The organism is Pseudomonas sp. GM21 (assembly GCF_000282215.1).
Lineage (GTDB): Bacteria > Pseudomonadota > Gammaproteobacteria > Pseudomonadales > Pseudomonadaceae > Aquipseudomonas.
In genome coordinates this window covers 37,640-62,678 of record NZ_AKJS01000194.1, presented here as the reverse complement: position 1 = coordinate 62,678, position 25,039 = coordinate 37,640, and the positions used below count along the sequence as shown (strand labels likewise).

The 25,039-nt window shown below is 59.7% G+C and carries 18 protein-coding genes and 1 pseudogene; 10 read left to right on the top strand and 9 right to left on the bottom strand.

The window, feature by feature from the left end; translation table 11 throughout:
- Positions 1-221: 221 nt before the first annotated feature.
- Together PMI22_RS01080 and PMI22_RS01085 are read right to left on the bottom strand one after the other, a co-directional pair.
- The gene (locus PMI22_RS01080) at positions 222-1,016 is read right to left on the bottom strand and encodes a class II aldolase/adducin family protein (RefSeq protein ID WP_007949295.1); all 795 of its coding nucleotides are present in this window, start codon (positions 1,014-1,016) and stop codon (positions 222-224) included.
- 124 nt (positions 1,017-1,140) lie between these two features.
- Entirely contained in the window at positions 1,141-2,046 is a 906-nt protein-coding gene (locus PMI22_RS01085) for a LysR family transcriptional regulator (protein ID WP_007949294.1), read from the bottom strand.
- 229 nt (positions 2,047-2,275) lie between these two features.
- Here PMI22_RS01085 and PMI22_RS01090 point away from each other — a divergent pair, with 229 nt between their 5' ends.
- From PMI22_RS01090 to PMI22_RS01120, 7 genes are all read left to right on the top strand, one after another.
- The gene (locus PMI22_RS01090) at positions 2,276-2,884 is read left to right on the top strand and encodes a cysteine dioxygenase (protein WP_007949293.1); all 609 of its coding nucleotides are present in this window, start codon (positions 2,276-2,278) and stop codon (positions 2,882-2,884) included.
- A complete protein-coding gene (locus PMI22_RS01095; protein WP_007949292.1) occupies positions 2,881-4,464 on the top strand; it encodes a rhodanese-related sulfurtransferase in 1,584 nt (527 codons plus the stop codon). Before PMI22_RS01090 ends, PMI22_RS01095 begins: the two co-directional genes overlap by 4 nt.
- 300 nt (positions 4,465-4,764) lie before the next feature.
- The gene (locus PMI22_RS01100) at positions 4,765-5,727 is read left to right on the top strand and encodes an ABC transporter substrate-binding protein (RefSeq protein WP_007949291.1); all 963 of its coding nucleotides are present in this window, start codon (positions 4,765-4,767) and stop codon (positions 5,725-5,727) included.
- Between the two features lie 27 nt (positions 5,728-5,754).
- The gene (locus PMI22_RS01105; RefSeq protein ID WP_007949290.1) at positions 5,755-7,107 is read left to right on the top strand and encodes an LLM class flavin-dependent oxidoreductase; all 1,353 of its coding nucleotides are present in this window, start codon (positions 5,755-5,757) and stop codon (positions 7,105-7,107) included.
- A 97-nt stretch (positions 7,108-7,204) separates the two neighbouring features.
- Entirely contained in the window at positions 7,205-8,392 is a 1,188-nt protein-coding gene (locus tag PMI22_RS01110; protein ID WP_007949288.1) for an acyl-CoA dehydrogenase family protein, read from the top strand.
- Complete coding sequence (locus PMI22_RS01115; RefSeq protein WP_007949287.1) at positions 8,389-9,348, top strand: D-isomer specific 2-hydroxyacid dehydrogenase family protein; 960 nt, start codon at positions 8,389-8,391, stop codon at positions 9,346-9,348. Before PMI22_RS01110 ends, PMI22_RS01115 begins: the two co-directional genes overlap by 4 nt.
- 165 nt (positions 9,349-9,513) lie before the next feature.
- The gene (locus tag PMI22_RS01120) at positions 9,514-10,491 is read left to right on the top strand and encodes an aliphatic sulfonate ABC transporter substrate-binding protein (RefSeq protein ID WP_007949286.1); all 978 of its coding nucleotides are present in this window, start codon (positions 9,514-9,516) and stop codon (positions 10,489-10,491) included.
- A gap of 98 nt (positions 10,492-10,589) precedes the next feature.
- On the opposite strand, the gene PMI22_RS01125 is transcribed toward PMI22_RS01120, so the two are convergent.
- The 7 genes and pseudogenes from PMI22_RS01125 to PMI22_RS32580 form a co-directional block, all read right to left on the bottom strand.
- Positions 10,590-12,860 (bottom strand): molybdopterin guanine dinucleotide-containing S/N-oxide reductase, encoded by a 2,271-nt coding sequence (locus PMI22_RS01125; protein WP_007949285.1) that lies wholly within the window; start codon positions 12,858-12,860, stop codon positions 10,590-10,592.
- 79 nt (positions 12,861-12,939) lie between these two features.
- A complete protein-coding gene (locus tag PMI22_RS01130) occupies positions 12,940-13,734 on the bottom strand; it encodes an ABC transporter ATP-binding protein (protein ID WP_007949284.1) in 795 nt (264 codons plus the stop codon).
- Positions 13,728-14,726, bottom strand: a complete 999-nt coding sequence (locus PMI22_RS01135; RefSeq protein WP_007949282.1) for an ABC transporter permease — start codon at positions 14,724-14,726, stop codon at positions 13,728-13,730. Before PMI22_RS01135 ends, PMI22_RS01130 begins: the two co-directional genes overlap by 7 nt.
- Complete coding sequence (locus tag PMI22_RS01140; RefSeq protein ID WP_007949281.1) at positions 14,713-15,795, bottom strand: ABC transporter substrate-binding protein; 1,083 nt, start codon at positions 15,793-15,795, stop codon at positions 14,713-14,715. The genes PMI22_RS01135 and PMI22_RS01140 overlap by 14 nt, the downstream gene beginning before the upstream one ends.
- Positions 15,796-15,824: 29 nt before the next feature.
- The gene (locus tag PMI22_RS01145) at positions 15,825-17,150 is read right to left on the bottom strand and encodes an LLM class flavin-dependent oxidoreductase (protein WP_007949280.1); all 1,326 of its coding nucleotides are present in this window, start codon (positions 17,148-17,150) and stop codon (positions 15,825-15,827) included.
- 12 nt (positions 17,151-17,162) lie between these two features.
- Positions 17,163-18,104 carry an aliphatic sulfonate ABC transporter substrate-binding protein gene (locus PMI22_RS01150; protein ID WP_007949279.1) on the bottom strand — a complete coding sequence of 314 codons (942 nt, stop codon included), beginning with the start codon at positions 18,102-18,104 and terminating at the stop codon, positions 17,163-17,165.
- A 259-nt stretch (positions 18,105-18,363) separates the two neighbouring features.
- Positions 18,364-18,458: pseudogene (locus PMI22_RS32580) on the bottom strand (hypothetical protein); the annotation flags it as partial.
- Between the two features lie 685 nt (positions 18,459-19,143).
- Between PMI22_RS32580 and mexE the strand changes: the two are divergent.
- The 3 genes from mexE to PMI22_RS01165 are packed head-to-tail and all read left to right on the top strand — an operon-like array spanning position 19,144 to position 25,013.
- On the top strand, positions 19,144-20,397 hold the full coding sequence (gene mexE / locus PMI22_RS01155) for a multidrug efflux RND transporter periplasmic adaptor subunit MexE (protein ID WP_007949278.1): 1,254 nt from the start codon (positions 19,144-19,146) through the stop codon (positions 20,395-20,397).
- A 15-nt stretch (positions 20,398-20,412) separates the two neighbouring features.
- Positions 20,413-23,595, top strand: a complete 3,183-nt coding sequence (locus PMI22_RS01160) for an efflux RND transporter permease subunit (RefSeq protein WP_007949277.1) — start codon at positions 20,413-20,415, stop codon at positions 23,593-23,595.
- Positions 23,592-25,013 carry an efflux transporter outer membrane subunit gene (locus PMI22_RS01165; protein ID WP_007949276.1) on the top strand — a complete coding sequence of 474 codons (1,422 nt, stop codon included), beginning with the start codon at positions 23,592-23,594 and terminating at the stop codon, positions 25,011-25,013. The genes PMI22_RS01160 and PMI22_RS01165 overlap by 4 nt, the downstream gene beginning before the upstream one ends.
- Positions 25,014-25,039: the final 26 nt, after the last annotated feature.

Here is a 25,039-nt window from a genome sequence, read left to right as displayed (position 1 = left end):
TCGGCTAATTTCACGACTGCTGCGCAGCCGAACGCAGGCTTCGCCAGCTGCTACAAAGTGCGGTTCGGCTTAACTGACTGGCATTAGGGCTTGCCCGCGAAGACGGCTGCAGATCCAGCAGAGATGCTGACTGACACACCGCATTCGCGGGCAAACCCGATCCCACATTGATCGGTGGCGAGCACAGGATTTATGCTCGAAAGATAACCCTGTGGTGCGGATCAATTCTTGTAATCGGTATCACTGCGCTCCAACTGCCGAATCAGCGCGTTCCAGTGCCGCGCAACGCCCGGTCCGTCACCGCTTTTGAATACCTCGGCCTGTTTCTCGACCTTGGCCACCACCTCGGCTGGCGGGAAGATCAACTCGACATTGCCAGCGGCTTGCGCGGCAATCTGAATAGTGCAGGCCCGCTCCAGCACGTGCAGTTGCTGGAACGCATGTTCAACACTGATGCCAGCAGTGAGCAAGCCGTGGTTGCGCAGTATGAGCACGCTCTTGTCGCCCAGATCCTCCACCAGTCGCTCGCGCTCGTCGAGGTCCAGCGCCACCCCTTCGTAACCGTGATAAGCCACCCGCCCGGAAAAACCGATGGCATGCTGGGAAATCGGCAACAAGCCGTTGCGCTGAGCCGATACCGCGATGCCGTCGCGCGTATGGGTATGCAGCACCGCTTGCAGGTCAGGACGCGCAGCGTGGATCGCACTGTGGATCACGTAACCGGCCGGGTTGATACCCAGCCCTGTTGGGTCGTCGACGATGGTGCCATCAATGTCGACCTTGACCAGGTTGGAAGCGCTGATTTCGTCAAACAGTAGCCCGAAGGCATTGATCAGGAAATGCTCTTCTGGCCCCGGTACCCGCGCGGAAAAATGCGTGTAGATGTGGTCCGTCCACTTGAACAGGGCAGCCAGCCGATAGGCCGCGGCCAGTTTTACACGCACCTCCCATTCTTCGGGGCTGACACGCTGACGAACATTTTTCGAGAAGCTGGATAACGGACTGACGCTGCTCATGGCAAAACTTCCTGGATGGTCTTAAGGACTCCAGCAAGCCTATGGGATGGCAAAAAATAATAAAAAGCACATTTTAATCTAAGCTAATTATTATTATTTTTTATGATAACAACGCTTTCCCGCCTCACGCCGCGCTCTTGATCTTCTGCAGCGATGCAGCAACCAGATTGCCAAAGGTATCCACCGGTCCTTGGAGGTTGCCGAGAAAGTGCGGATAGATCAGCCACAGGTCCATCACCGGTTTGAAATCTTTCAGCGGCATGACCGCCAACTGATCGAAATGAGCGCTGCGCTCCAGCAACGGACGCGGCACCAATCCGAGCCCCTGACCATCGGCCACCAGGCCCAGTTGTAACTCGGTGCCGAAGGTTTCCAGATTGACCCTCAGGGCCAGGCCCTGGTCCGACAGGGTTCGCTGCAACCCGGCGCGGAACCCGCAACCATCGGGATTGAGAATCCAGCCATTCTGATAAACATCAGCCAGTTTGCACGGACGCTTGGGCAACTGGGTCTTGGCGCACACCACTACCAACTCCACCTTGCCGATCGACTCGCCGACAACGTTGTCCGGAAAAACCTTCCCCGCCGGGAACAATGCAGCTGCCGCGTCCAGCTCTCCGCGCTCGATCTTGCCGACCAATTGACTGCCCCAGCCCGTGGCCACCTGCGCGCGCAGTTCGGGGTACTCGATGCGCAGATGCTTGAGTGCGTCGAGCAACACCACATCACCGATGGTTTGCGGAACGCCCAGGCGCAACAGCCCGGTGGGCGGCGCATCGGTAGCCACCAGTTCGCGCAGCGCATCCATCTCCCGCAGGATCACCCGGCACTGTTCGTACACCCGCGTGCCGATCAAGGTGGGCTTGAGCGGCTTGGTATTGCGGTCGAACAACTCCACGCCCAAGGCCTGCTCAAAGTTCTGCACGCGCCGCGTGATGGCCGGTTGGGTCAACTGGAGCGACTCGGCGGCATGGCTGATGGACTGGCAACGAATCACTTCGACAAAGGCGTCGATATCATCAATTTTCATTTGGCCCGCACATAGAGAACAGTCAATAAGATGTCTGAAAAGCATAGTTCTATTGTCGGTATCTGGATAGCCCGGCCCACCCCAGCTCACTAATCAATAGCGTCTGGTGCTATGCCAACGGGCTATAAATTCCTTTCAGCTATATCCTAATCATCAAACAATCGCATATTGATCAAAAACATTATGTTTAAATCAAAAGGAAAACTTCACAACGAACGATGGAATCGCCATGACCCAGGCCCGACACCCGGAAAGACTCAGAGCATTCATAGGCGCCCTGGCGGAGCTGATCGACAGCAACCCTCGCGAGGGTGATCTGTTGCATCGTGGCGGCAAACTGCTCAGCCAATTGGTCAGCCATGACGATTGGCTGCCTGAGGATTTTGCCCGCCCAGACCCGGAGCGCTATCAGCAATACCTCCTGCATGCTGATTCTCGGCAGCGTTTCAGCATCGTCAGTTTTGTCTGGGGACCGGGGCAAAGCACACCGGTCCATGACCATCGGGTTTGGGGGCTGATCGGTATGTTGCGGGGGGCGGAGTACTCCCAGGGTTTCCAGCGCCACACCGACGGCTCCCTGATCGCCGAAAGTGAGCGGGTGCACTTGCGACCGGGCCAGGTTGAGGCCGTGTCGCCCAAAGTCGGTGACATTCATCAAGTCAGTAACGCGTTTGATGATCAGGTCTCGATCAGCATTCATGTTTATGGCGCCAACATCGGAGCCGTGCGCCGCGCGGTGTATCAGCCCGACGGCAGCGAGAAGCTGTTCATTTCCGGTTATTCCAACGCCTTTCTCCCCAATATCTGGGATTTGTCCAAAGAGAACCAAGCCCTATGAGCACCCTACCGACCCGCTCCTTCGCCAAGATTCGCCAAGCTCTGCTGAACCGTGAAGAATTGGCGCTGCTGGATGTGCGAGAAGAAGCACCCTTTGCCGAGTCGCATCCGCTGTTCGCCGCCAACATTCCATTGTCGAAACTTGAACTGGAGGTGTTCTCGCGAATTCCCCGGCGCGATACCCTCGTGACGGTCTACGACAATGGCGAAGGCCTGGCAAGCATCGCCGCTCAGCGTCTGCACGACCTCGGCTACATCAATGTCAGTCTGCTCGAAGGGGGCCTGGAGGGTTGGCGCCGCGCCGGTGGCGAATTGTTCATCGACGTCAATGTGCCGAGCAAAGCCTTTGGCGAACTGGTCGAAAGCCAGCGCCATACGCCGTCACTGGCAGCCGAAGAAGTTCAGGCCCTGCTCGATAACGAGGCCGATGTGGTAGTGCTCGATGCCCGGCGTTTCGATGAATACCAGACCATGAGCATTCCCACCGGCATCAGCGTACCGGGGGCGGAATTGGTACTGCGCGCCCGGGAGTTGGCACCGGACCCAGCAACGCGCATCATCGTCAACTGCGCCGGTCGCACCCGCAGCATCATCGGCACGCAGTCGTTGATTAACTCCGGCATCGCCAACCCCGTTTCAGCCCTGCGCAACGGCACCATTGGCTGGACCCTCGCCGGGCAAAAACTGCAGCACGGCCAGTCGCGCCGATTCGCCCCGACCAGCGAAGAGCATCGGCAAATTGCCGCCGGCGATGCCCGTCGCGTCGCCGATAAAGCCCGGGTGGGCCGAGCAAAAATTGCCGACCTGCAACGCTGGCAGCAGGAACCGACCCGCAGCACTTACCTGTTCGACGTGCGCACCCCGGAGGAATTCGAAGCCGGGCACCTGCCAACCGCCCGCTCGACCCCCGGCGGGCAACTGGTGCAGGAAACCGACCACTTCGCCAGCGTGCGTGGCGCGCGCCTGGTGCTGGTCGACGACGATGGCGTGCGCGCCAACATGTCCGCTTCCTGGCTCGCACAACTGGGTTGGGAAGTGCATGTGCTGGATGACCTGCAGCCTGCACACTTCAGCGAAAAAGGTGCGTGGCAGGCACCGGTCCCCGCGCCCCGCCAGGCCGAAGAAATCAGCGCCGAGACATTAGCGCAATGGCTGACCCACGATGACACTGCGGTGCTGGACTTCACCAGCAGCGCCAATTATGTCAAACGCCACATTCCAGGCGCCTGGTGGGCATTGCGCGGGCAACTGCGTGAAGCACTGGCCAAGGTGCCATCGGCCGAGCGCTATGTACTGACCTGCGGCAGCAGTCAGTTGGCGCGACTGGCAGTGGCCGAAGTCGAGGCATTGACTGGCAAAGCCGTGTTTCTGCTCAAGGGTGGCACGGCCAGCTGGATCGTCGCGCACCTGCCTCTGGAAGAAGGCGAAACCCGTCTGGCGTCCCCGCGCATTGATCGCTACCGCCGCCCTTATGAAGGCACCGATAGCCCGCGCGAAGCGATGCAGGCCTATCTGGACTGGGAGTTCGGATTGGTCGACCAATTGGCCCGCGACGGCACCCATGGATTTTTCGTGATCTAGCCATTTGCACCCCGGCACCTCGGTCAGTACCGGGGTGCCGCTCTTCTTGAGCATCCCCTCCTCTTCAGACCAACACCTTCTCTCGCGCCTGGTGCGTTCTGCGTTCGTGCTGCTTAGCTTCAGCACCACCTTAAATGCATTAATTTAATAATAATAAACGCAATAATCAGCTAACTTAATAATTAGCATATAACCATAAAGAATTTCACAGCCGTTTCTTATAGAGATAACGTCAACCCACACCGACCCCTTCTTCCAGGCGGAGGTTAATCGAAGCGCAACACCTGCCTGGAGTTTCCCATGTCACCCAAATCCCTGTTGTTGAGCCTTTTTTGCACCTTGGGCTTCACTGCGTCATCCCACGCCGCAGACCTGCAACCGCTGCTGGTAGCCAATCAGAAATCCACGATCAAAGTGCTGCTGGAGGTGTCCGGCGAGCTGAAGAATGTGCCCTACGACATCCAGTTCTCCGAGTTCCCGGCCGCCGCGCCACTGGGCGAGGCGCTCAATGCCGGTGCGGTAGACATCGGCGCTTTGGGCGATGCGCCGTATGTGTTCGCCCTCGGGGCCGGCGCGCCGATCAAGGTCGTCAGCATCGTGCATGCCGAGGGTCGCTATACAACGGCCATTCTCGCGCCCAAGGATTCGTCGCTGAACAATGCCAGCGACCTGAAGGGCAAAAAGATCGTCACCACCCGTGGCTCCATCGGCCACTTCCTGGCGATCAAGGCCTTGCGCAGCGCCGGCCTGAGCACCCACGACGTGCAGTTCATTTACCTGCTGCCGAGCGAGTCGCGAATCCTGCTGGATAACGGTAGCGCCGACGCCTGGTCGACCTGGGACCCCTTCACCACCATTTCCACCACCCAGAGCCAGGCCAAGGTCCTGGTCAGCGGCGAAACCTTGTTGACCAACCATTTGTACTTTGCCGCCACCAGCCAGGCCATCGCCAACAAACGTCAGCAACTGGAGGACTTTATCGCCCGGGTTGATCGTGCGTATCGCTGGACCAACGTCCACCCCGAGGAATTTGCCGCCGCCCAGGCGCGCGTCACCGGCCTGCCGCTGGCGGTGCATGTCGCCGTGGACAAAGGCACGCACATGCAACCGGTGGAAATCGACGACAAGGTGATCGGCGGCCTGCAAACCACCGCCGACATCTATCAGGAAGAAGGGATTCTCGGCAAACACATCGACGTGTCCCAAGGCTTCGACAAGAGCTTCAACGCCAAGCGCGCCCAACTCGACCAGGCATCTCGATAACGATGCGACGGATTCAGGAGTAAGACCATGAGCAAACAACGCCAACTGAAATTCGGTGCGATGGTCCATGGCGTCGGCCACGGATGGGGCGAATGGCGCCACCCGCAGGCCCGGCCCAACGCCAGCGTGAGCTTCGACTTCTACAAGCAGCAGGCACAACTGGCCGAGGCGGCCAAGTTCGATTTCGTGTTCATTGCCGACAGCCTGCACATTCACGAGAAATCCAGCCCGCATTACCTCAACCGCTTCGAGCCGTTGACCATTCTCTCGGCCCTGGCAGCCACGACGCACAACATCGGACTGGTGGCGACGGTCACGGTCAGCTACACCGAACCGTTCCAGGTTGCCCGCCAACTCGCCTCGCTGGATCACATCAGCGGTGGTCGCGCAGGGTGGAACGTGGTGACGTCCTGGCTCAGCGGCACCGCCGATAACTTCAGCAAGGCTGAACACCCGCCCCACGCCGTTCGCTACCGCATCGCCAAAGAGCACGTGAATGTGGTCAAGGGCCTGTGGGATTCCTGGGAAGACGATGCCTTCGCCTACGACAAGCAAAGCGGCGAGTTTTTCACCCCTGGCAAGTTGCATGCTTTGGAGCACAAGGGTGAGTTTTTCTCGGTGAAGGGTCCGCTCAACATCGCCCGTTCGAAACAAGGACAACCGCCGATTTTCCAGGCCGGCACCTCTGAGGCCGGACGCAATTTCGCCGCGCAGAACTCTGACGCGATTTTCGTCCTCCCCGAAGGCTTCGAGGACGCACATGCCTACTATCAGGACCTGAAAAAACGCGCCAGCGGCTTCGGTCGCGATTCAGAGATACTGTCGATCCTGCCGGGCATTCGTCCGATCGTAGGGCACGATGAAGCCGAAGTGGAAAGCCGCTATCAACAAGCCGTGGAACTGGTGACCATCGAAGACGCCATCGTCGCCCTCGGCCGGCCATTCAATGATCATGATTTCAGCCAGTACCCGCTGGATGCACCGTTCCCCGAGCTGGGCGATCTGGGGTCCAACAGCCAGAAAGGCGGATCAGACCGGATCAAGCAGTTGGCCAAGGACGAAGGCCTGACCTTGCGTGAAGTCGCCCTGCGCTTCTCAAGGCCGCGCCGGGATTTCGTCGGCACCCCCGAGCACGTCGCCGACGCGATTCAAAAGTGGTTCGAAGAAGGTGCGGCGGACGGTTTCATCATCAACTCGTTGTTGCCCGACGGCCTGCAATATTTCACCGAACTGGTCGTGCCGGTCCTGCAACAGCGCGGCCTGTTCCGCGACGAGTACAGCGGCAGCACCCTGCGCGACAATCTTGGCCTGCAAGTCCCGATCAACCGTCACGCGCGCACCGCCCTCAAGGCTGAGGAAAAAAGCGAGGCGCTGGCATGAGCGAATCCCTCCTGCTGCAGTTGTGCACCGAATCTCGCCACAGTTGATCACAATAAAAAATAACGACACTCACCCTTTTCGATCGAGTGAATTCACCATGAGCCTTTCCTCTAAACATTCGCCAGCACTGCGTTCAATCGAAGCGGCCAATTTCGAGACATTACTTGAACGCATCAGCGCACAACTGGGCGCCAGTGCCCACGTCCATGACGAAAACGGCACCTTCCCCCACGACAACTTCAAGCTATTGCATGAGCACGGCCTCCTCGCGCTGACCATACCCAAAGCCCTGGGTGGCGGTGGCGCGAACCTCGCACAGGCACGCAAGGTGATCCGTGCTATCGCCAAAGGCGAGCCGTCGACGGCGCTGATTCTGGTGATGCAGTACATCCAGCATGCGCGTTTGCAAGACAATCAAAACTGGCCCGAAGCGTTGCGCTTGCAGGTGGCCCAAGACGCCGTGCGGGAGGGCGCGCTGATCAATGCCCTACGGGTCGAACCTGACCTGGGAACTCCGGCACGCGGCGGTTTGCCCGCCACCATCGCAAGGCGTACCGCGGCAGGCTGGCGAATCAGCGGGCGGAAAATCTACTCCACCGGCAGCCATGGCCTGACCTGGTTCAGCCTCTGGGCGCGCAGCAATGATGAAGATCCGCTGGTCGGTGCCTGGCTGGTGCACAAAGACACACCGGGCATCAGCATCATCGAAGATTGGGATCACTTGGGCATGCGCGCCACGTGCAGCCATGAAGTGGTGTTCGACAATGTGCTGGTGCCGCTGGATCACGCGGTCAGCGTCAGCCGCTGGAGCTCGCCGCAGCCTGAACTGGACGGCGAGGGTTTGCTGTGGATGTCGGTGTTGCTGTCATCCGTCTATGACGGGGTCGCTCAAGCCGCCCGCGACTGGCTGGTGGGCTGGCTGGAAACACGCAAGCCGTCCAACCTCGGTGCATCGCTGTCGACCCTGCCGCGCTTTCAGGAAACCGTCGGCCACATCGACACCTTGCTGTTCGCCAACCGTAGCCTGCTCGACGCCGCCGCAGAGGGCCACACTCCGACCAGTAATGCGGCGCAACTGAAATACCTGGTGACTGGCAACGCGATTCGTGCGGTGGAGCTGGCCATCGAGGCGTCGGGCAATCCGGGTCTGTCACGCAGCAACCCGCTGCAACGGCACTACCGCGATGTGCTGTGCAGCCGCGTCCATACGCCGCAAAACGACGCCATCCTGCAAGGGGTCGGTAAAGCCGTCTTCGCCCAGCGCCAGCCAAAGGAGCGCCCATGAGCCAGCTTGTCATCGCCAGCCAACTGGACGAAGATTTCAACGAAGTGATCCGCCAGCGCCTCGCACAAACCCACCCCGAGGCCCGCGTCATCGGTGTGCCCACGGGCGTACCCAGCGACTTGCCAGCCGAGGTCAGCATTCTGCTGGCACGGCCGATCAATGTGCGCGGCTATCAGGCGCCGGACACACCGCCGCCGGGTTGGCCCTATGGCCTGCAATGGATACAAGTGGTGTCGTCGGGCATCGATTTCTACCCGCCTTGGCTGTTCAACGGCCCGCCAGTCAGCACCTCGCGCGGCAGCGCCGCCGAGAACATCGCCGAATTCGCCCTTGCCGCGATCTTCGCTGCCGCCAAACGGCTACCAGATATTTGGGTACATGACGCGCAATGGAGTTTCACTGCGCTGACGCCGCTCAAGGGCACCACGCTGGGGATTCTCGGCTTTGGTGCCATCGGCCGCAGCCTGGCCACCAAGGCCCACGCCCTGGGCATCAAGGTGCTGGCGTTGCGTCAGAGTCAGACAACCTTCGAGGTAGAAGGCGTCGAAGCGGCGCGGGATATCCATGATCTGTTTTCCCGCTCTCATCATCTGGTGCTGGCCGCGCCCTTGACCGATGCGACCCGGCACATCGTCGACAGCGCTGTACTCGACAGCGCGAAACCAGGCCTGCACCTGATCAACATTGCCCGGGGTGGTTTGCTCGACCACGAGGCGTTGCTCGAAGCTCTGGAGAGCGGACGCATCGGCCTGGCCTCGCTGGACGTCACCGAACCTGAACCGTTGCCGGACGGTCATCCGCTCTACGCCCATTCGAGGGTGCGTCTGTCACCCCACACCTCGGCCATTTCCAGCAACAGCCGCTATGAAATCGCCGACAGCTTCCTGGCCAATCTCGAACGTTTTCTCAATGGCCTGGCCCTGGAGAATCAGGCGAACGCGCAACGCGGGGATTGATTTCAGTCGATCTGCTGTCATCGCCCGCGGACCAAGTGGAGGCCCACGAAGAGCGCAACCCTAAACCCACTAAGCTAATGCTTATAAATTATTTATAAATAGATTTTTATAACCATATTCTTCAACACAGAAAACCCTTATTTCTTACTGAATGTCGAGCGTGCCATGTCGAAATCTACTGCAAATAGTCATGCGAAACTCCGTCAACCCCTACTCATCAGTCTGGTCGCTGCACTGGCCGCCCTGTCCTTTGCGCTGCCGTCCCAGGCCCGCGAAACGCTGCGGATCGGCTACCAGAAATCATCGACACTGATCACGCTGTTGAAGACTCAAGGCTCTTTGGAAACAGCCCTTGCGCAACAGAACATTGATGTCAGCTGGCATGAGTTTCCCAGTGGACTGCCACTGCTGGAAGCACTGAATGTCGGCAATGTCGACATCAGTGCGGATGTGGCAGACACCGTGCCGATTTTCGCCCAGGCTGCACAAGCCAAACTGACCTACTTCGCCCAGGAAGCACCCTCGCCATCAGCCCAGGCGATCGTCGTGCACAAAGACTCGTCGCTGCAACAATTGTCTGATTTGAAGGGCAAGAAAGTTGCGGTGACCAAAGCTGCCGGTGCCCACTATTTGCTCATCGCCGCCCTGAACAAGGCCGGTCTCGCGTTCTCCGATATCCAACCCGCCTATCTGTCACCCGCTGATGGTCGCGCGGCCTTCGAGAATAACAAGGTCGACGCCTGGGTCACCTGGGAACCCTTCCTGACCAGCGCCCAACGGCAACTGCCGACCCGCACCCTGGCTGACGGCACAGGCCTGGCCAGCTACAAGCGCTACTACCTGACCAGCACAAGTTACGCCAACACACACCCCGACGTACTCAAGGTGGTTTATGAGCAATTGGACAAAACCGGTCGGTGGGTAAAGACCAATCCCCTTGAAGCAGCCCAAGTGCTCAGCCCCCTCTGGGGCAACCTTGGCGTAGAAACCGTCGAGAGCGCCAACACCCATCGCAGCTATCAGGTACAACCGGTAAAAAGCGGCGAGTTGGGTGAACAACAGAAAATCGCCGATGCGTTTTTTGCCGCTGGCTTGTTGCCCAAGGCGGTGGATACGAAGGATGTCGGGATTTGGCGGCCATGAGGTGGGGCTGATATCGAATCCAGGCAATCAAAGAGAGCCCGGCCAGACACCGCAATGCTATTCAATAAAGCGTGACACTGAACCTGTGAGGTGCACGCTTAAACCATCAACGGCGGCTCGAAAGCGGTGACGGCAGGCAACGCCTGATCCCACCTCACGATCTCCACCGAAGCGGTTTGCGCCGAGCAGCCTTGAGACAAACTCGACGAGCCGACATCGGCCGTGATCATGTTCGGGTTGCCATGTTTGTCCAGGCTGTTTCTTTCGCCATGAACCAGCGGATCGAACCAGGCCCCAGTGGCGATTTGCACCACCCCAGGACGGATTCCGTCCGAGACAATCACCCCGGCCAGAAAGGCGCCGCGCTCGTTGAACACCTTGACTACGTCACCATCGACAATGCCCCGGGCGCGTGCGTCCTCGGTGTTGAGCGTCAGCGGTTCACGCTGGCGGATTTTCGAAGACCGGCTGTAGGCACCGTGATCGTACTGACTGTGCAGACGGGTTTTCGGTTGGTTCGATAACAACTGCAGCGGGAACGGCGTCGGCGGCTTGTCCAGCCACACCGGGTGACCGGGGCAGTCGGCATAGTCAAAACTCGCGATGCGTTCGGAAAAGATTTCGATCCGCCCCGATGGGGTAGGCAATGGATTCGCGTCCGGATCTTCACGGAAGGACTTGAGCAGGACGGTATCGGTGTCGGGGTAGGCAATTTCGAACAGTCCATCTCGCCAGAAAGCGTCGTAGTCTGGCAGCTCAATCCCCTGGTCCTGCGCCCTGCCCCGGGACTCGTCATAGGTAAATCGCAACCATGCCTCGGCGTCGCGACCTTCGGTGAAGGCGTCGGCGAAACCCAGGCGCGCGGAGATATCGGCCAGAATCGAATAGTCATCCCTGGACTCGCCCACCGGCGCGATTGCCTGGCGCATCGCGATCATGAAGCGGTCCGACGCGGAGCTGCCGATGTCGTTGCGCTCCAGGGCCGTCGTCGCCGGTAACACGATATCCGAATACTTGGCCTGGGCGGTCCAGTACTGCTCATGAACAACGATGGTTTCCGGACGCTTCCAGGCCTCCAGCAAACGATTGAGGTCCTGATGGTGATGGAAAATGTTACCCCCCGCCCAATAGACCAGACGGATGTCCGGGTACTGCAACTGTTTGCCGTTGTAGTCGAACGGCGCGCCCGGATTGAGCAGCATGTCGCTGACCCGTGCCACCGGAATGAAATCCTTGACCGGATTGGCCCCTTGGGAAAAGCGCGGCCCGGAAAACGCTTTGCGACCACTACCAGTGTTGTTCATGCAGCCATAACCCAAGCCGAAACCACCCCCCGGCAAGCCGATTTGCCCGAGCAGCGCGGCCAGGGTCACGGTCATCCAGAACGGCTGTTCGCCATGCACAGAACGCTGCAGGGAATAGGCGATGTTGATCATGGTCCGCTGGCTGGCCATGCGCCGTGCCAGCGCGGTGATTTGCGCTGCTGGAATGTCCGTTAGCGCCTGTGCCCACAGTGGGTCTTTGGGTTGGCCATCGACATGGCCGAGCAGATAAGCGCGAAACTGCTCATAGCCGACCGTGTAGCGCTGAATGAAGTCCTCGTTGTGCAAACCTTCACTGACCAGCACGTAGGACAACGCCATCATCAGCGCGGTGTCACTGCCGGGGCGAACCGGCAACCATTGAATTTTTTTCGGTCCGCTCAGATCGTCGCGCAAGGGACTGACGTTGAGGAACTGCACGCCGGCCTCAGACATGTCTTCCAGCGCGCGGGACAACAGGTGCTCACTCGCTCCACCGGGACTGGTCTGCGCGTTTTTCGCCGGCAGGCCGCCGAAGGCGACGAACAACTCGCAATGCTGCGCCAGATTTTTCCACGAGGTATGCGCAGCCAGCAATCCATCCATGTTGCCGACAATGTGCGGCATCAGCACCCGTCCGGCGCCAAGGCTATAGCTGTCTGCGCTAAAAACGTAGCCGCCGAACAGATTGAGAAATCGGTGCAACTGGCTTTGCGCATGATGGAAACGCCCGGCGCTGCCCCAGCCGTAACTGCCGCCAAAAATAGCCTGGTTACCTTGCTCGGTCTTGACCCGTTTCAGTTCCCTGGCGACCAGGTCCAACGCGACGTCCCACGACACTTCGACAAAGGGTTCCTGACCCCGCCGTTCGGGATGGGCGCCGGGATTCTCCAGATAGCTGCGGCGCACCGCCGGCCGCAGGATCCGCGTCGGCGACGTAATGGCGTCCGGTACCGAGGCACCGATGGGCGACGGATCCGGGTCCCACTCCACTGGAACCATCGCCTCCAATTTCCCGTGGACGACCTGCGGGCAGTACGCGCCCCAATGCAATGAAGTGAAACTCATGGTGCGATGTATTCCCTATGAAATGTGGCCCCGTTGTGGGAGCGAACATACTGGGGTTTCGTTGTCTCGAAACCAGGGATTACCAGCTCTCCCCCAACCCAAGCAAACCCATGATCTGGCGCCGCAGGTCCACCAGATAAGGATCGTCGCGATGACGCGGATACGTCCGCTCGATGGTCAGTTGTGCCTTGATCGCGGCCGGGCGATCACTGAATACAATCACCCGATTGGCCAGCAGCAAGGCTTCTTCGACATCGTGGGTCACCAGCAGCGCGGTGTAGCCCTGGCGTTGCCAAAGATCGATCAGTTCTTTCTGCATCGTGATACGGGTCAGCGAATCAAGCTTGCCCAGCGGCTCGTCGAGAATCAGCAGACGCGGTTCGTTGACCAGTGCCCGGGCCAAGGCAACGCGCTGGGCCATGCCCCCGGATAGCTGCCGTGGATACGCCCGCGCGAATTGACTGAGGCCGACTTTTTCCAGGGCGGCATCGACCTTGGCGGAATGGGTCTTGAGCAGGCCTTGGGCTTCCAGGCCAAGGGCGACGTTGTCCCACACGCGCCGCCATGGGTACAGGGTCGGGTCCTGGAACACCACGACCCGGCTCGGGTCCGGGCCGGTAATCGGTGCGCCATCGGCCAGCACCGTACCGGAATCGGCCGGTTCCAGCCCAGCCACCAGTCGCAACAGGGTGGACTTACCGCAACCTGAAGGCCCAAGCAAGGCGACGAACTCACCGGGGGCCACGTCGAGGGAAACCTGCTCCAGTACCGGCAAGCGCTGACCGTCCAGGGCAAAACCGTGACTCAACTTGTTAATGCGCAACGCCAGCCCAGGCAAAACCGGGGCGGCCGATGTGTGTGCCAGCGCTACCATTTCACCGCTCCTTTTTGCCAGGCCAACAGTCGGTCACGGATCAGAAACAGCCCGGAGATCAACCCCGAGCAGGCAAGCGCCATGATCAACAGCGCCGCGTACATATTGGCGTAGGCCGCCCAGCCTTGGGCCCATTGCAAGTACCAGCCGATGCCGGATTTGACGCCCATCATTTCCGCGACCACCAAGGTCGAGAACGACGCACCGAGCCCCATGAACACACCGACGAACACATGGGGCAATGCCGCCGGGATCGCCACTTTGAAAATCAGAAAGCCCTGCTTCGCGCCCAGGGTCCGTGCGACGTCGTAATAAGCTTTGTCGACGCTGGCCACGCCGGACCAGGTCAGCACCGTCACCGGAAACCAGGTCGCCAGGGCGATCAGGAAAACACTGGCACTCCAACTGGTGGGAAACAGAAAAAAGCACAGCGGCAACAATGCCGTCGAAGGCACTGGACCGAGAATGCGCAAGACCGGATGCAGCCAGTAGCCGATGCTGCTCGACCAGCCGATGGCGACCCCGGCAACAAACCCGGTCGCAACGCCCAGCGCCACACCACTGCCCAGTAACAGCGCCGAGTGCAGCAAGCTTTCAGCCAGACGCGGCCAATCTTCCACGTACACCGCGAGCAACGCCTGCGGCGGTGCAAAGAACGGCACCGGCAGCAAGCCCAGCTTGGCGGTCAGCAGTTCCCAGATACCCAACAGAATCGGCAGCGCGATCAACCAGGCACCCGCGGCACTTATACGCGTGGCGACCTTCGCAGACCAGTGACCGACGAGGCCCAACAGTCCGATCAATGCCGCCACTGCCAGACTCAGATTCGCCAGGCCCTGGGTCATTGGCCAAACCCGCGTGGCATTCGGCCAATAGCTGATCAACAACGCGACCGCCACCCACGTCGCCACCGCAATCGCGCCTTGGCGCCACACCTTGAAAGCCCGCTGCGTGGCGGGAGCGGCCAGTGTCGAAAATTCAGCTGAAGACATCGACAGTGATCTCCTTGGCGAACTCGCCGGCGTTAGTGCTCTGGCGAATCACTTCCACGGTTTGCAGGTCAGTGACGTAGGTGATGATTTCTTTGGTCAGCAGCGCGCCCACGGCATGGTGGCCGTGGGTGTGGTCATGCAGGATCGCTTTGACTTCTTCGACCGAAGTATTCAACGCATGGGCCTGGAAACCCTTGGCCACCGCCTCGGGATTTTTCACCGAATAATCGTGGGCCTCGAGAATCGCTTGGGTCAGCGCCGCGGCCACGCGTTTTTCTTCGCGTACCAATTTGCCGGTGACGCCGACGACGCAGCAACTGAGGTTGGCGTACTCTTCGACCAGGTTGGTGGACAGCTCCTGAGCCTTGCCGGAATTGATCAAGCGGTACATGAACGGGTCACTGCCGCTGACCGCCTGGACTTCACCACGCTCCAGCGCAGTGCCCAACAGGTCGGCCGGGAACAGTCGCCAGTCCACATCGCGCACCGGATCGACGCCGTGTTTTTTCAGCAGGATCGAGAAGAAATTCCGGTCCGGACTGGCCATGTCGGTGACGCCGATGGTTTTGCCCTTGAGGTCTTCGAGCTTATGAACATTGCCGTTGACCGCACTGAGCAAACGCAGGCAACCACCGTGTGTACCCGCGGTCAGCTTGACGTCGAAGCCCTGCTCCAGCGCCTTGAGCCAACGCAACGCCATGCCGACACCCGCATCGGCCTTACCGGTGGCAATCGCTTCGAGCAGCACTTCGGTGGAGTTGCCGAAGTTGACCAGTTCGACATCAAGGTTGTGCTTCTTGAAGAAGCCTTGTCCGTGCGCGATGACCACCGGCGCCAGGCATACGGCATTGAGATTCACCGCCAGCTTCAGCGCACGCGGGGTGTCCAGCCGGATGAACTCACCAGTGCCGGTGGGCTCGGCGCCGGTATCGACGGCGTGTCCATCGTGTCCAGCGTGTTCATCGGCCGCCCAACTGGGGCGCGGCAGCGACATCAGCAGTGGACTCGCCAGGGCGACGCTGGCCAGACCCAGCAAGTGACGACGGGTCAATCGATCGAAAACAGCCATTCAAATATCCCTTTGGTTGGTAGAGGTGGTTAGTCTTTCAATTCGCCGAGCCCCAGATGCTCGCGCAGGGTCGAGCCTTCGTAAGCGCGGCGGAACAAGCCTTTACGTTGCAGATGTGGAATCACGCTTTCGACGAATTCGCTGAACGAGCCCGGCAGGTAACCCGGCGAGATCACGAAACCGTCGCAGCCATCGCCCAGGAACAATTCGGCCAATTGATCGGCGATTTGTGCGCCGGTGCCCACGAGTTGCGGCACGCGTACGCTGCTGGAGAAAATCCGTCCCAGCTGCTCCAGGGTCGTTTCCGCGCCTTGCATCAACAGCTTTTCGGCGGCAGCAGGATGGATCAATGGCGATTGCGCAACCTCGGCCAGGGTCGCGGATAACGGAAACGGCGACAGATCGACATTGAGCTGTGACGCCAGCGTGACCAGCCCCAACTCCGGACGCGCCAGCGCGTTGTGCCGATCACGCTTGGCCCGCGCTTCGGCTTCAGTGCCACCAATAAACGGCATGATCGCCGTCAGCACTTTGCAGCTGTCAGCCTCCCGCCCCTGTTGCACGACCTGCGCACGCACGTCGTCACGGAAGGCGCGCATGGCGGCCAAATGTGGATGAATAGTGAAGATCGCCTCGGCCCAACGCGCGCCGAAACGTCGACCACGACCAGACGAGCCGGCCTGGATCAGCACCGGACGACCTTGGGGAGTACGCGGAATATTCAGCGGGCCTTCGACCTTGAACCACTCGCCGTGGTGCTGCACCGAGTGGATCTTCGATGGATCGGCCAGCACCCCACTTTCGCGGTCGAGCTTGAGCGCGTCTGCTCCCCAACTACGCCACAGCTTCAACGCCACTTCGACAAATTCGTCGGCGCGGTCGTAACGCAGGTCATGTTCCAGGTGCTTGTCCTTTCCGAACAGACGCCCTTCACTGTCGTTCATCGAAGTGACGATGTTCCACGCGGCACGGCCTTTGGACAGGTGGTCCAGGGTGGCGAATTCCCGGGCGATATGCGCCGGTTCGTAATAAGTGGTGGAACGGGTTGCCCCCAGACCCAGCTTGCTGGTTTGCCCGACCAGGTAAGACAGGATTGGCAACGGGTCCAGGCGCGTCGCGTCCTGAGCGCCATAACGCAAGGCCAGGTCCCGGGTGCCACCCATCTGGTCACCCACCGCGAGGCGATCGGCGAAGAACAAAAAGTCGAACAACCCCTCCTCCACGACTTTCGCAACGCGCGTGTAGTATTCGGGCTCAAGGTAATTGCCGACGGTTTCCGGGTGACGCCACGCCGCGTGGCTGTGGATGACCGGCCCGGTCAGCAAGAAGGCTGACAAGTGAATTTGGCGACTCATGGCAACGCTCCCTTACTGCGCCTTCGGCGTCCAGACAGCGATGTCGGACACCTTCAACGGCTTGGGTGTGAGCTTTGCCGCGTAATAGGTGTCGGCGATGCGTTGCTGCTCGGCCAGTTCATCGACCTTGACCGGGACGATGTCGTAGCTGCGGCGAGTGTTCGCCAACTCGACCGTGGCGGGCGGAATGTTGCCCCACAGTGGCCCGAGGATTTGCGCGGCTTCTTGCGGGTGCGCTTTGACCCATCGCCCGGTCTCGCGCAGGGTATCGAAGGTGACTTGCAGCACGTCCGGATGGGCATTGGCGAATTTAGACGTCGCCAGGTAGAAGCGGTTGTAATTGGCGACACCGTCCTTGCCATCAGCCAGCACACGCACCTGATGTTCCCGTTGTTGGGTCGCCAGGAACGGATCCCAGATAGCCCATGCATCGACACTGCCGTTGGCAAATGCTGCCCCGCCATCCGGCGCTTCCAGGTAACGCGGAGTGATATCGGCGAGGGTCAATCCGGCTTTCTTCAGCGCCGCAATCAACAAAAAGTTGCTGCCAGATCCTTTGGAAACCGCGACGGTTTTGCCTTTCAGATCTGCGACGCTATGGATCGGTGAATTGTCCTGAACGATGATCGCCTGAGCACTGGACGACGGATTTTCCCGCGCGTAGTAGGTCAGCGGCGCGTCTGCTGCCTGGGTGAACAACGCAAAGGCGTCCGCTACGTCTGCATGCAAGTCGACACTCCCCGCGTTCAACGAGCTGAGCAGGCCAGTGCTGAACTCATGCCAGTTGACGGTGAAGCCCAAGGGTTTCAAACGCTCCTCCAGCTGGCCGCTTTGCTTTAGCAAAATCCATAACGTCGAGGAGCGCTGGTAGCTGATATCGATGGCTTGCTCCGCATGAACCCCTGCTGCGGCGAACAACAGACTGGCGGCGACGATGAGTTTTTTCAACTTCATGAAAGGCCCTGGCATGGGTGAATTCGAGGAGGCTGGGCAAAAATTGGCCCAGCAAAGTGACGTCCCGGCGAGGTTCTCAGGCTAAGCCAGAAAACAGATTTGATTATATTAATGACCGCTAATTATGAAAGGAACATATAATCATATCGTTATTCCGGATGCGTCAGCGGTCATGAACGCTAGGTGTTCAGCAGACAGTCAAACGGAAAGGGCAGCATTGCCAAGAAAGCGCGGATGACGTTCGTCCAACACACCTATGTTCTGCTGCGCTGTCTTCAGGCAACTCCGGACGCACAGCACCGGGCTTTCTTCACCGGCCAGACGGAAAGCCCCACGCACACGTGAAGGAATGTTTCGGCGGATTCCAGCTGGTAAGGTCCTGTAGCTTCAACACACTATCAAGAGTGGTTGACCTGGAGTTCATGCAGAAGAAACTCAAGTGAGTCCGGGGCTGCGTGATGACTGTTCGCCGAGCGTTGTTCATCCCATGACATTGCGTCATCGGTGCAGAAATCTCCAACACACTCCGTGCTCAGTTCGACATCGAGAAGACCCAGCGGAATCCAGAAGTAGTGGGTCTCGCGAAGAGCATTAACCGAACGTGGGGCGATGAGGCGAGCCAGGTGCCTGAACGACATCAGGCTAGCGATTTTGGTTGAACGCCCGATTCTCGATTGCAGGATCCGGATAGTCTGTCCTGATCCTGATCCTGATTTTGTGTTGGGGCTATTGGTCTCTTCGCGGGCAAGTCGAATCGTCGCACCGCCGCTCCCACAGTGAATCTGTGATGCTCCCACTGTGGGACAGTGGCTTTCCCGAGATGGGCCCCAACTCAGTTTCATGCACGACCTTTGCGGTCACCGCAACTGTGAATTGCCATCAATCCAATTGATCCCTGACCAGCCAAAGGTGCATGCTAGAGAGCTTTTCCTGCTCTCATATCATTCCGAATGATAGTTACCTTCGCTTCATTCGATTCGTGACATACACCCTCGCCGCTCATCATCCGTCCATTCTCAATACATTGGCGGATGCATCCATGGAACAATCACTTAAACATTTGCGCTTCCCGTTGGCCCTGTTGGCCGTGCTGGTGATGAGCGCCTGCGGCAAGGCTCCAGAGTCCGCCGCGACGATGCCTGCGGCCAAAGTCAGCGTCGCCAAGGTGCTGGAACAACCGGTCAACGAGTGGGACGAATTCACCGGGCGCCTGGAAGCCCCGGAAACGGTAGCCATTCGTCCACGGGTCTCCGGGCAGATTGATGAAGTGGCGTTCACTGAAGGCGCACTGGTCAAGAAAGGTGATTTGCTGTTCCAGATCGACCCGCGTCCCTTCCAGGCCGAGGTCCGCCGCCTCGAAGCCCTGGTTGCCCAGTCCCGCGCCAACGCCACCCGCAGTGAAAACGAAGCCCAGCGCGGTGAACGCCTGCGCACCAGCAACGCGATCTCCGCCGAACTGGCTGATTCGCGTACGAGTGCGGCTCAAGAAGCCCGCGCCGCCGTCGGTGCCCTTCAGGCGCAGCTGGACCTGGCCAAATTGAACCTGAGCTTCACCCGCGTCACCGCGCCGATCAGTGGTCGCGTCAGCCGCGCCGAAATCACCGCCGGCAACCTGGTGACCGCCGATACCACGCCGCTGACCAGCGTCGTGTCCACCGAGAAGGTCTACGCCTACTTCGACGCTGACGAGCGTGTATTCCTCAAGTACACCCAACTCGCCCGCCAGGGCAAACGCGGCGCCACCACCCCGGTTTATATGGGCCTGTCCAACGAGGACGGCAACCCGCACCAGGGTGTGATGAATTTCATCGACAACCAGGTCAACCCGAAAACCGGCACCATTCGCGGTCGCGCAGTGTTCGACAACACCGACGGCAGCTACACCCCGGGCCTTTATGCACGCCTGAAACTGGTGGGCAGCGGCACTTATTCCGCCGTGCTGATCAATGACGAAGCGGTAGGCACCGATCTGGGCAAAAAATTCGTACTGGTCATGGATGCCGACAACAACACGGCCTACCGCGCCGTCGAACTGGGGCCGAAGATCGAAGGTTTGCGCATCGTGCGCAGCGGCCTGAACAAGGATGACACCGTCATCGTCAAGGGCCTGCAACGGGTACGCCCTGGCTCGCCGGTCACCCCTGAAGTGATCCCGATGGCCAGCGAACAGACCCTCGCGGCACTCGCTCAACAACGACAAGCGCTGGAAGCCAGCAACCTGCCCCAAGTCGCACCTGCCAAGGTTGCGCCGGGAACGGTGGTGAAACTGGCTGACGCGACTCCACGCGGTTAAGGGATAACGACTCCGATGAATTTTTCCCAATTCTTCATTTCACGGCCGATCTTTGCAGCGGTGCTGTCGCTGCTGATCCTGATTGCCGGCGCGATCTCGCTGTTCCAGTTGCCGATCAGCGAATACCCGGAAGTCGTGCCGCCGACCGTTGTGGTCCGCGCCAACTTCCCGGGTGCCAACCCTAAAGTCATCGGTGAAACCGTGGCCGCTCCGTTGGAGCAAGCCATCACCGGCGTCGAGAACATGCTGTACATGTCCTCGCAGTCTACCGCTGACGGCAAGATCACCCTGACCATCACCTTCGCGCTGGGCACCGACCTGGACAACGCACAGGTGCAGGTGCAGAACCGCGTGACCCGCACCGAGCCCAAGCTTCCAGAAGAAGTGACGCGCATCGGGATCACCGTCGACAAGGCTTCGCCCGACCTGACCATGGTCGTGCACTTGACCTCGCCGGACAAACGCTACGACATGCTGTACTTGTCCAACTACGCCCTGCTCAACATCAAGGATGAGCTGGCGCGCCTGGGCGGTGTCGGTGACGTGCAATTGTTCGGCATGGGCGATTACTCGCTGCGGGTGTGGCTCGATCCGAACAAGACCGCTTCACGCAACCTGACCGCCACCGATGTGGTGAGCGCGATTCGTGAGCAAAACCGTCAAGTGGCTGCCGGTGCACTGGGCGCGCCGCCTGCGCCAAATGCCACCGCGTTCCAGCTGTCGGTCAACACCCAGGGTCGTCTGGTTTCTGAAGAAGAGTTCGAGAACATCATCATTCGCTCCGGCGATAACGGTGAAATCACACGCCTCAAAGACATTGCCCGCGTCGAACTGGGTTCCAGCCAATACGCCCTGCGTTCCCTGCTCAATAACCAACCGGCGGTGGCGATCCCGATCTTCCAGCGTCCTGGCTCTAACGCCATCGAAATCTCCAATGAAGTGCGCGGCAAGATGGCCGAGCTGAAGAAGAACTTCCCTGAAGGCATGGACTTCAGCATCGTCTATGACCCGACGATCTTCGTGCGCGGCTCCATCGAGGCAGTGGTTCACACGCTTTTTGAAGCACTGATTCTCGTGGTGCTGGTGGTGATCCTGTTCCTGCAAACCTGGCGTGCCTCGATCATTCCGTTGGTAGCGGTGCCGGTTTCGCTGATCGGTACGTTTGCGGTGATGCACCTGTTCGGTTTCTCGCTGAACGCCTTGTCACTGTTTGGCCTGGTACTCGCCATCGGTATCGTGGTGGATGACGCCATCGTGGTGGTGGAGAACGTCGAGCGAAATATTGGACTGGGGCTGACGCCGGTCGAAGCGACCAAGCGGGCCATGCGTGAAGTGACCGGCCCGATCATCGCCACAGCGCTGGTGCTGTGTGCGGTGTTTATCCCGGCGGCGTTCATTTCGGGTCTGACTGGCCAGTTCTACAAGCAATTTGCGTTGACCATTGCCATCTCGACAGTGATCTCGGCGTTCAACTCGCTGACCCTGTCGCCGGCACTGGCTGCCGTATTGCTGAAAAGCCATGACGCACCGAAAGACCGTTTCTCAAAGGTCCTCGACAAGATTTTCGGTGGCTGGTTGTTCCGTCCGTTCAACCGCTTCTTTGACAAGGCCAGCCATGGTTATGTCGGCACCGTGGGCCGGGTTATCCGCAGCAGCGGGATCGCCTTGCTGCTGTACGCAGGCCTGATGGTGCTGACCTTCTTCGGTTTTTCCAATACCCCGACCGGTTTCGTCCCCGGCCAGGACAAGCAATACCTGGTGGCCTTCGCTCAATTGCCGGATGCGGCGAGCCTGGACCGTACCGAAGACGTGATCAAACGCATGTCCGACCTGGCGCTGAAACAGCCAGGCGTGGAAAGTGCGGTGGCCTTCCCCGGCCTGTCGATCAACGGCTTCACCAACAGTCCTAACGCCGGCATCGTGTTCGTGACGTTGAAACCGTTCGACGAGCGCAAAGACCCGAGCATGTCCGCCGGTGCAATTGCCGGCGCCCTGAACGGTCAGTTCGCCGGGATTCAAGAAGCCTACATGGCGATCTTCCCGCCGCCGCCAGTACAAGGTCTGGGCACCATTGGTGGTTTCCGCCTGCAAATCGAAGACCGGGGCAACCTGGGTTACGACGAGCTGTACAAAGAAACCATGAACATCATCAACAAAAGTCACAACGTGCCGGAACTGGCCGGCCTGTTCACCAGCTACACCGTGAACGTGCCACAGGTCGATGCCGCCATCGACCGGGAAAAAGCCAAGACCCACGGCGTGGCCGTCAGTGACATCTTCGACACCCTGCAGATCTACCTGGGTTCGCTGTATGCCAACGACTTCAACCGCTTCGGTCGTACCTACCAGGTCAACGTTCAGGCTGAACAACAGTTCCGTCTTGAACCGGACCAGATCGGTCAGCTGAAAGTGCGCAACAACAAAGGCGAAATGATCCCGCTGGCGACCTTCATCAAGGTCAGTGACACCTCGGGGCCGGACCGCGTGATGCACTACAACGGCTTTATCACGGCTGAAATCAACGGTGCGGCAGCGCCGGGCTACAGCTCTGGCCAGGCCGAAAAAGCCATCGAGAAACTGCTCAAGGAAGAACTCCCGAACGGCATGACCTACGAATGGACGGACCTGACCTACCAACAGATTCTGTCCGGCAACACCGCCCTGTTCGTGTTCCCGCTCTGCGTATTGCTGGCGTTCCTGGTACTCGCGGCCCAGTACGAAAGCTGGAGCCTGCCACTGGCGGTGATCCTGATCGTACCGATGACCTTGCTGTCGGCCATTACCGGTGTGATTGCTTCGGGGGGTGACAACAACATCTTCACCCAGATCGGCTTGATCGTACTGGTGGGACTGGCCTGTAAGAACGCGATTCTGATCGTCGAGTTTGCCAAGGACAAACAGCAGGACGAAGGCATGAGCCCGCTGGCTGCGGTCCTCGAAGCGTGCCGCCTGCGACTGCGCCCGATCCTGATGACCTCCTTCGCGTTCATCATGGGTGTTGTGCCACTGGTGTTCTCCAGCGGTGCCGGTGCCGAGATGCGTCACGCCATGGGTGTGGCGGTGTTCTCCGGGATGCTCGGGGTGACCTTCTTCGGTCTGTTGCTGACACCGGTGTTCTACGTATTGATTCGCAACTTTGTAGAGCGCGGCGAAGCGCGCAAAGCCGCCAAGGCCCTCAAACTGGAGTCGCAGCAATGAGTTTGAAAGCGTTCCTGCCGAGCCTGCTGGTACTGGCCCTGAGTGCCTGTACCGTCGGCCCGGACTACAAGACCCCAGCGACTGCATCGGCCCACATCACGGCGGCTACCGATGGCGCTGCCGGTCAGAAGAACTTCGACCGCTCGCACTTCGAGGGCATCTGGTGGCAGCAATTCGAGGACCCGACCCTTAACCAGTTGGTGACTCGATCGCTGCAAGGCAACCGTGATTTGCGCGTCGCCTTCGCGCGCTGGAAAGCTGCTCGGGCGATTCGTGATGACGTCAGCAATGATGCCATGCCGACCATCACCAGCCGGGCAAGCAGTGATCTGGGCGATGGGCAAGTCCCGGGGCAGACTACCGACAAGGTCAACAGCGAACGCTACGACCTTGGCCTGGACATGGCGTGGGAAATCGACCTGTTTGGCCGCATCCAGCGCAACCTGGAATCAGCCAACGCTGAACAGCAGGCTCTCGAGGCGGACTTGTATCAACTGCAAGTCACCATGATTGCCGAACTGGTGGATTCGTATGGCCAACTGCGCGGCGCGCAATTACGGGAGAAAATCGCACTGGCGAACCTTCAGAACCAGCAGGAATCACGCAAGATCACCATCAGCCTGCGTGATGCCGGCGTCGGCGATCAGTTGGATGTCGAGCGTGCCGATGCACGTCTGGCGTCCGTCGAAGCCAGCGTGCCGCAATTGCAGGCCGAGCAGGTACGGCAGAAAAACCGCATCGCGACCCTGTTGGGTGAGCGCCCGGAGAAACTGACCGTCGATCTGAGTCCCAAGAACTTACCGGCAATCGCTAAAGCGCTGCCGATTGGCGATCCGGGTGAACTGCTGCAACGTCGCCCGGACATTCTCAGCGCCGAACGCAAACTGGCGTCTGCCACCGCCCGTATCGGCGTGGCCACGGCTGATTTGTTCCCTCGGGTCAGCCTCAGCGGCTTCCTGGGTTTCACCGCCGGTCGCGGTTCGCAAATCGGTTCCTCGGCGGCCAACGCCTGGGCACTGAGCCCCGCCATCACTTGGGCGGCGTTTGACCTGGGCAGTGTCAAGGCCCGCATACGCGCTGCCGATGCGGATGCCGAAGGCGCACTCGCGACTTACGAGCAGCAAGTGCTGTTGGCGCTCGAGGAATCGGAAAACGCATTCAGCGACTACGGCAAACGGCAGCAACGGTTGATCTCACTGATTCGTCAGAGCGAATCGAGCCGCGCCGCCGCCAACCTGGCCGAAGTTCGTTACCGCGAAGGCACGGCGGACTTCCTCGTCCTGCTCGACGCTCAACGTGAGCGACTGGCCGCCGAAGATACCCAGGCCCAGGCCGAAACCGAACTGTATAGCGGCATTGTCGCGATTTACAAAGCCCTGGGCGGTGGCTGGCAACCCGAGACAGTCGCCAGCAAGTAAGCTTCTTAAAGAGCTCCTTTGGTTGG

What these genes read in the sequence shown, in the direction of transcription:
- PMI22_RS01090 (WP_007949293.1), top strand. Translation starts at nt 2,276, where the DNA reads ATGACCCAGGCCCGACACCCGGAAAGACTCAGAGCATTCATAGGCGCC.
- PMI22_RS01160 (WP_007949277.1), top strand. Translation starts at nt 20,413, where the DNA reads ATGAATTTTTCCCAATTCTTCATTTCACGGCCGATCTTTGCAGCGGTG.
- PMI22_RS01105 (WP_007949290.1), top strand. Translation starts at nt 5,755, where the DNA reads ATGAGCAAACAACGCCAACTGAAATTCGGTGCGATGGTCCATGGCGTC.
- PMI22_RS01125 (WP_007949285.1), bottom strand. Translation starts at nt 12,860, where the DNA reads ATGAGTTTCACTTCATTGCATTGGGGCGCGTACTGCCCGCAGGTCGTC.
- PMI22_RS01085 (WP_007949294.1), bottom strand. Translation starts at nt 2,046, where the DNA reads ATGAAAATTGATGATATCGACGCCTTTGTCGAAGTGATTCGTTGCCAG.
- PMI22_RS01100 (WP_007949291.1), top strand. Translation starts at nt 4,765, where the DNA reads ATGTCACCCAAATCCCTGTTGTTGAGCCTTTTTTGCACCTTGGGCTTC.
- PMI22_RS01140 (WP_007949281.1), bottom strand. Translation starts at nt 15,795, where the DNA reads ATGGCTGTTTTCGATCGATTGACCCGTCGTCACTTGCTGGGTCTGGCC.
- PMI22_RS01135 (WP_007949282.1), bottom strand. Translation starts at nt 14,726, where the DNA reads ATGTCTTCAGCTGAATTTTCGACACTGGCCGCTCCCGCCACGCAGCGG.
- PMI22_RS01080 (WP_007949295.1), bottom strand. Translation starts at nt 1,016, where the DNA reads ATGAGCAGCGTCAGTCCGTTATCCAGCTTCTCGAAAAATGTTCGTCAG.
- PMI22_RS01145 (WP_007949280.1), bottom strand. Translation starts at nt 17,150, where the DNA reads ATGAGTCGCCAAATTCACTTGTCAGCCTTCTTGCTGACCGGGCCGGTC.
- PMI22_RS01095 (WP_007949292.1), top strand. Translation starts at nt 2,881, where the DNA reads ATGAGCACCCTACCGACCCGCTCCTTCGCCAAGATTCGCCAAGCTCTG.
- PMI22_RS01120 (WP_007949286.1), top strand. Translation starts at nt 9,514, where the DNA reads ATGTCGAAATCTACTGCAAATAGTCATGCGAAACTCCGTCAACCCCTA.
- PMI22_RS01165 (WP_007949276.1), top strand. Translation starts at nt 23,592, where the DNA reads ATGAGTTTGAAAGCGTTCCTGCCGAGCCTGCTGGTACTGGCCCTGAGT.
- PMI22_RS01130 (WP_007949284.1), bottom strand. Translation starts at nt 13,734, where the DNA reads ATGGTAGCGCTGGCACACACATCGGCCGCCCCGGTTTTGCCTGGGCTG.
- PMI22_RS01150 (WP_007949279.1), bottom strand. Translation starts at nt 18,104, where the DNA reads ATGAAGTTGAAAAAACTCATCGTCGCCGCCAGTCTGTTGTTCGCCGCA.
- PMI22_RS01110 (WP_007949288.1), top strand. Translation starts at nt 7,205, where the DNA reads ATGAGCCTTTCCTCTAAACATTCGCCAGCACTGCGTTCAATCGAAGCG.
- mexE (WP_007949278.1), top strand. Translation starts at nt 19,144, where the DNA reads ATGGAACAATCACTTAAACATTTGCGCTTCCCGTTGGCCCTGTTGGCC.
- PMI22_RS01115 (WP_007949287.1), top strand. Translation starts at nt 8,389, where the DNA reads ATGAGCCAGCTTGTCATCGCCAGCCAACTGGACGAAGATTTCAACGAA.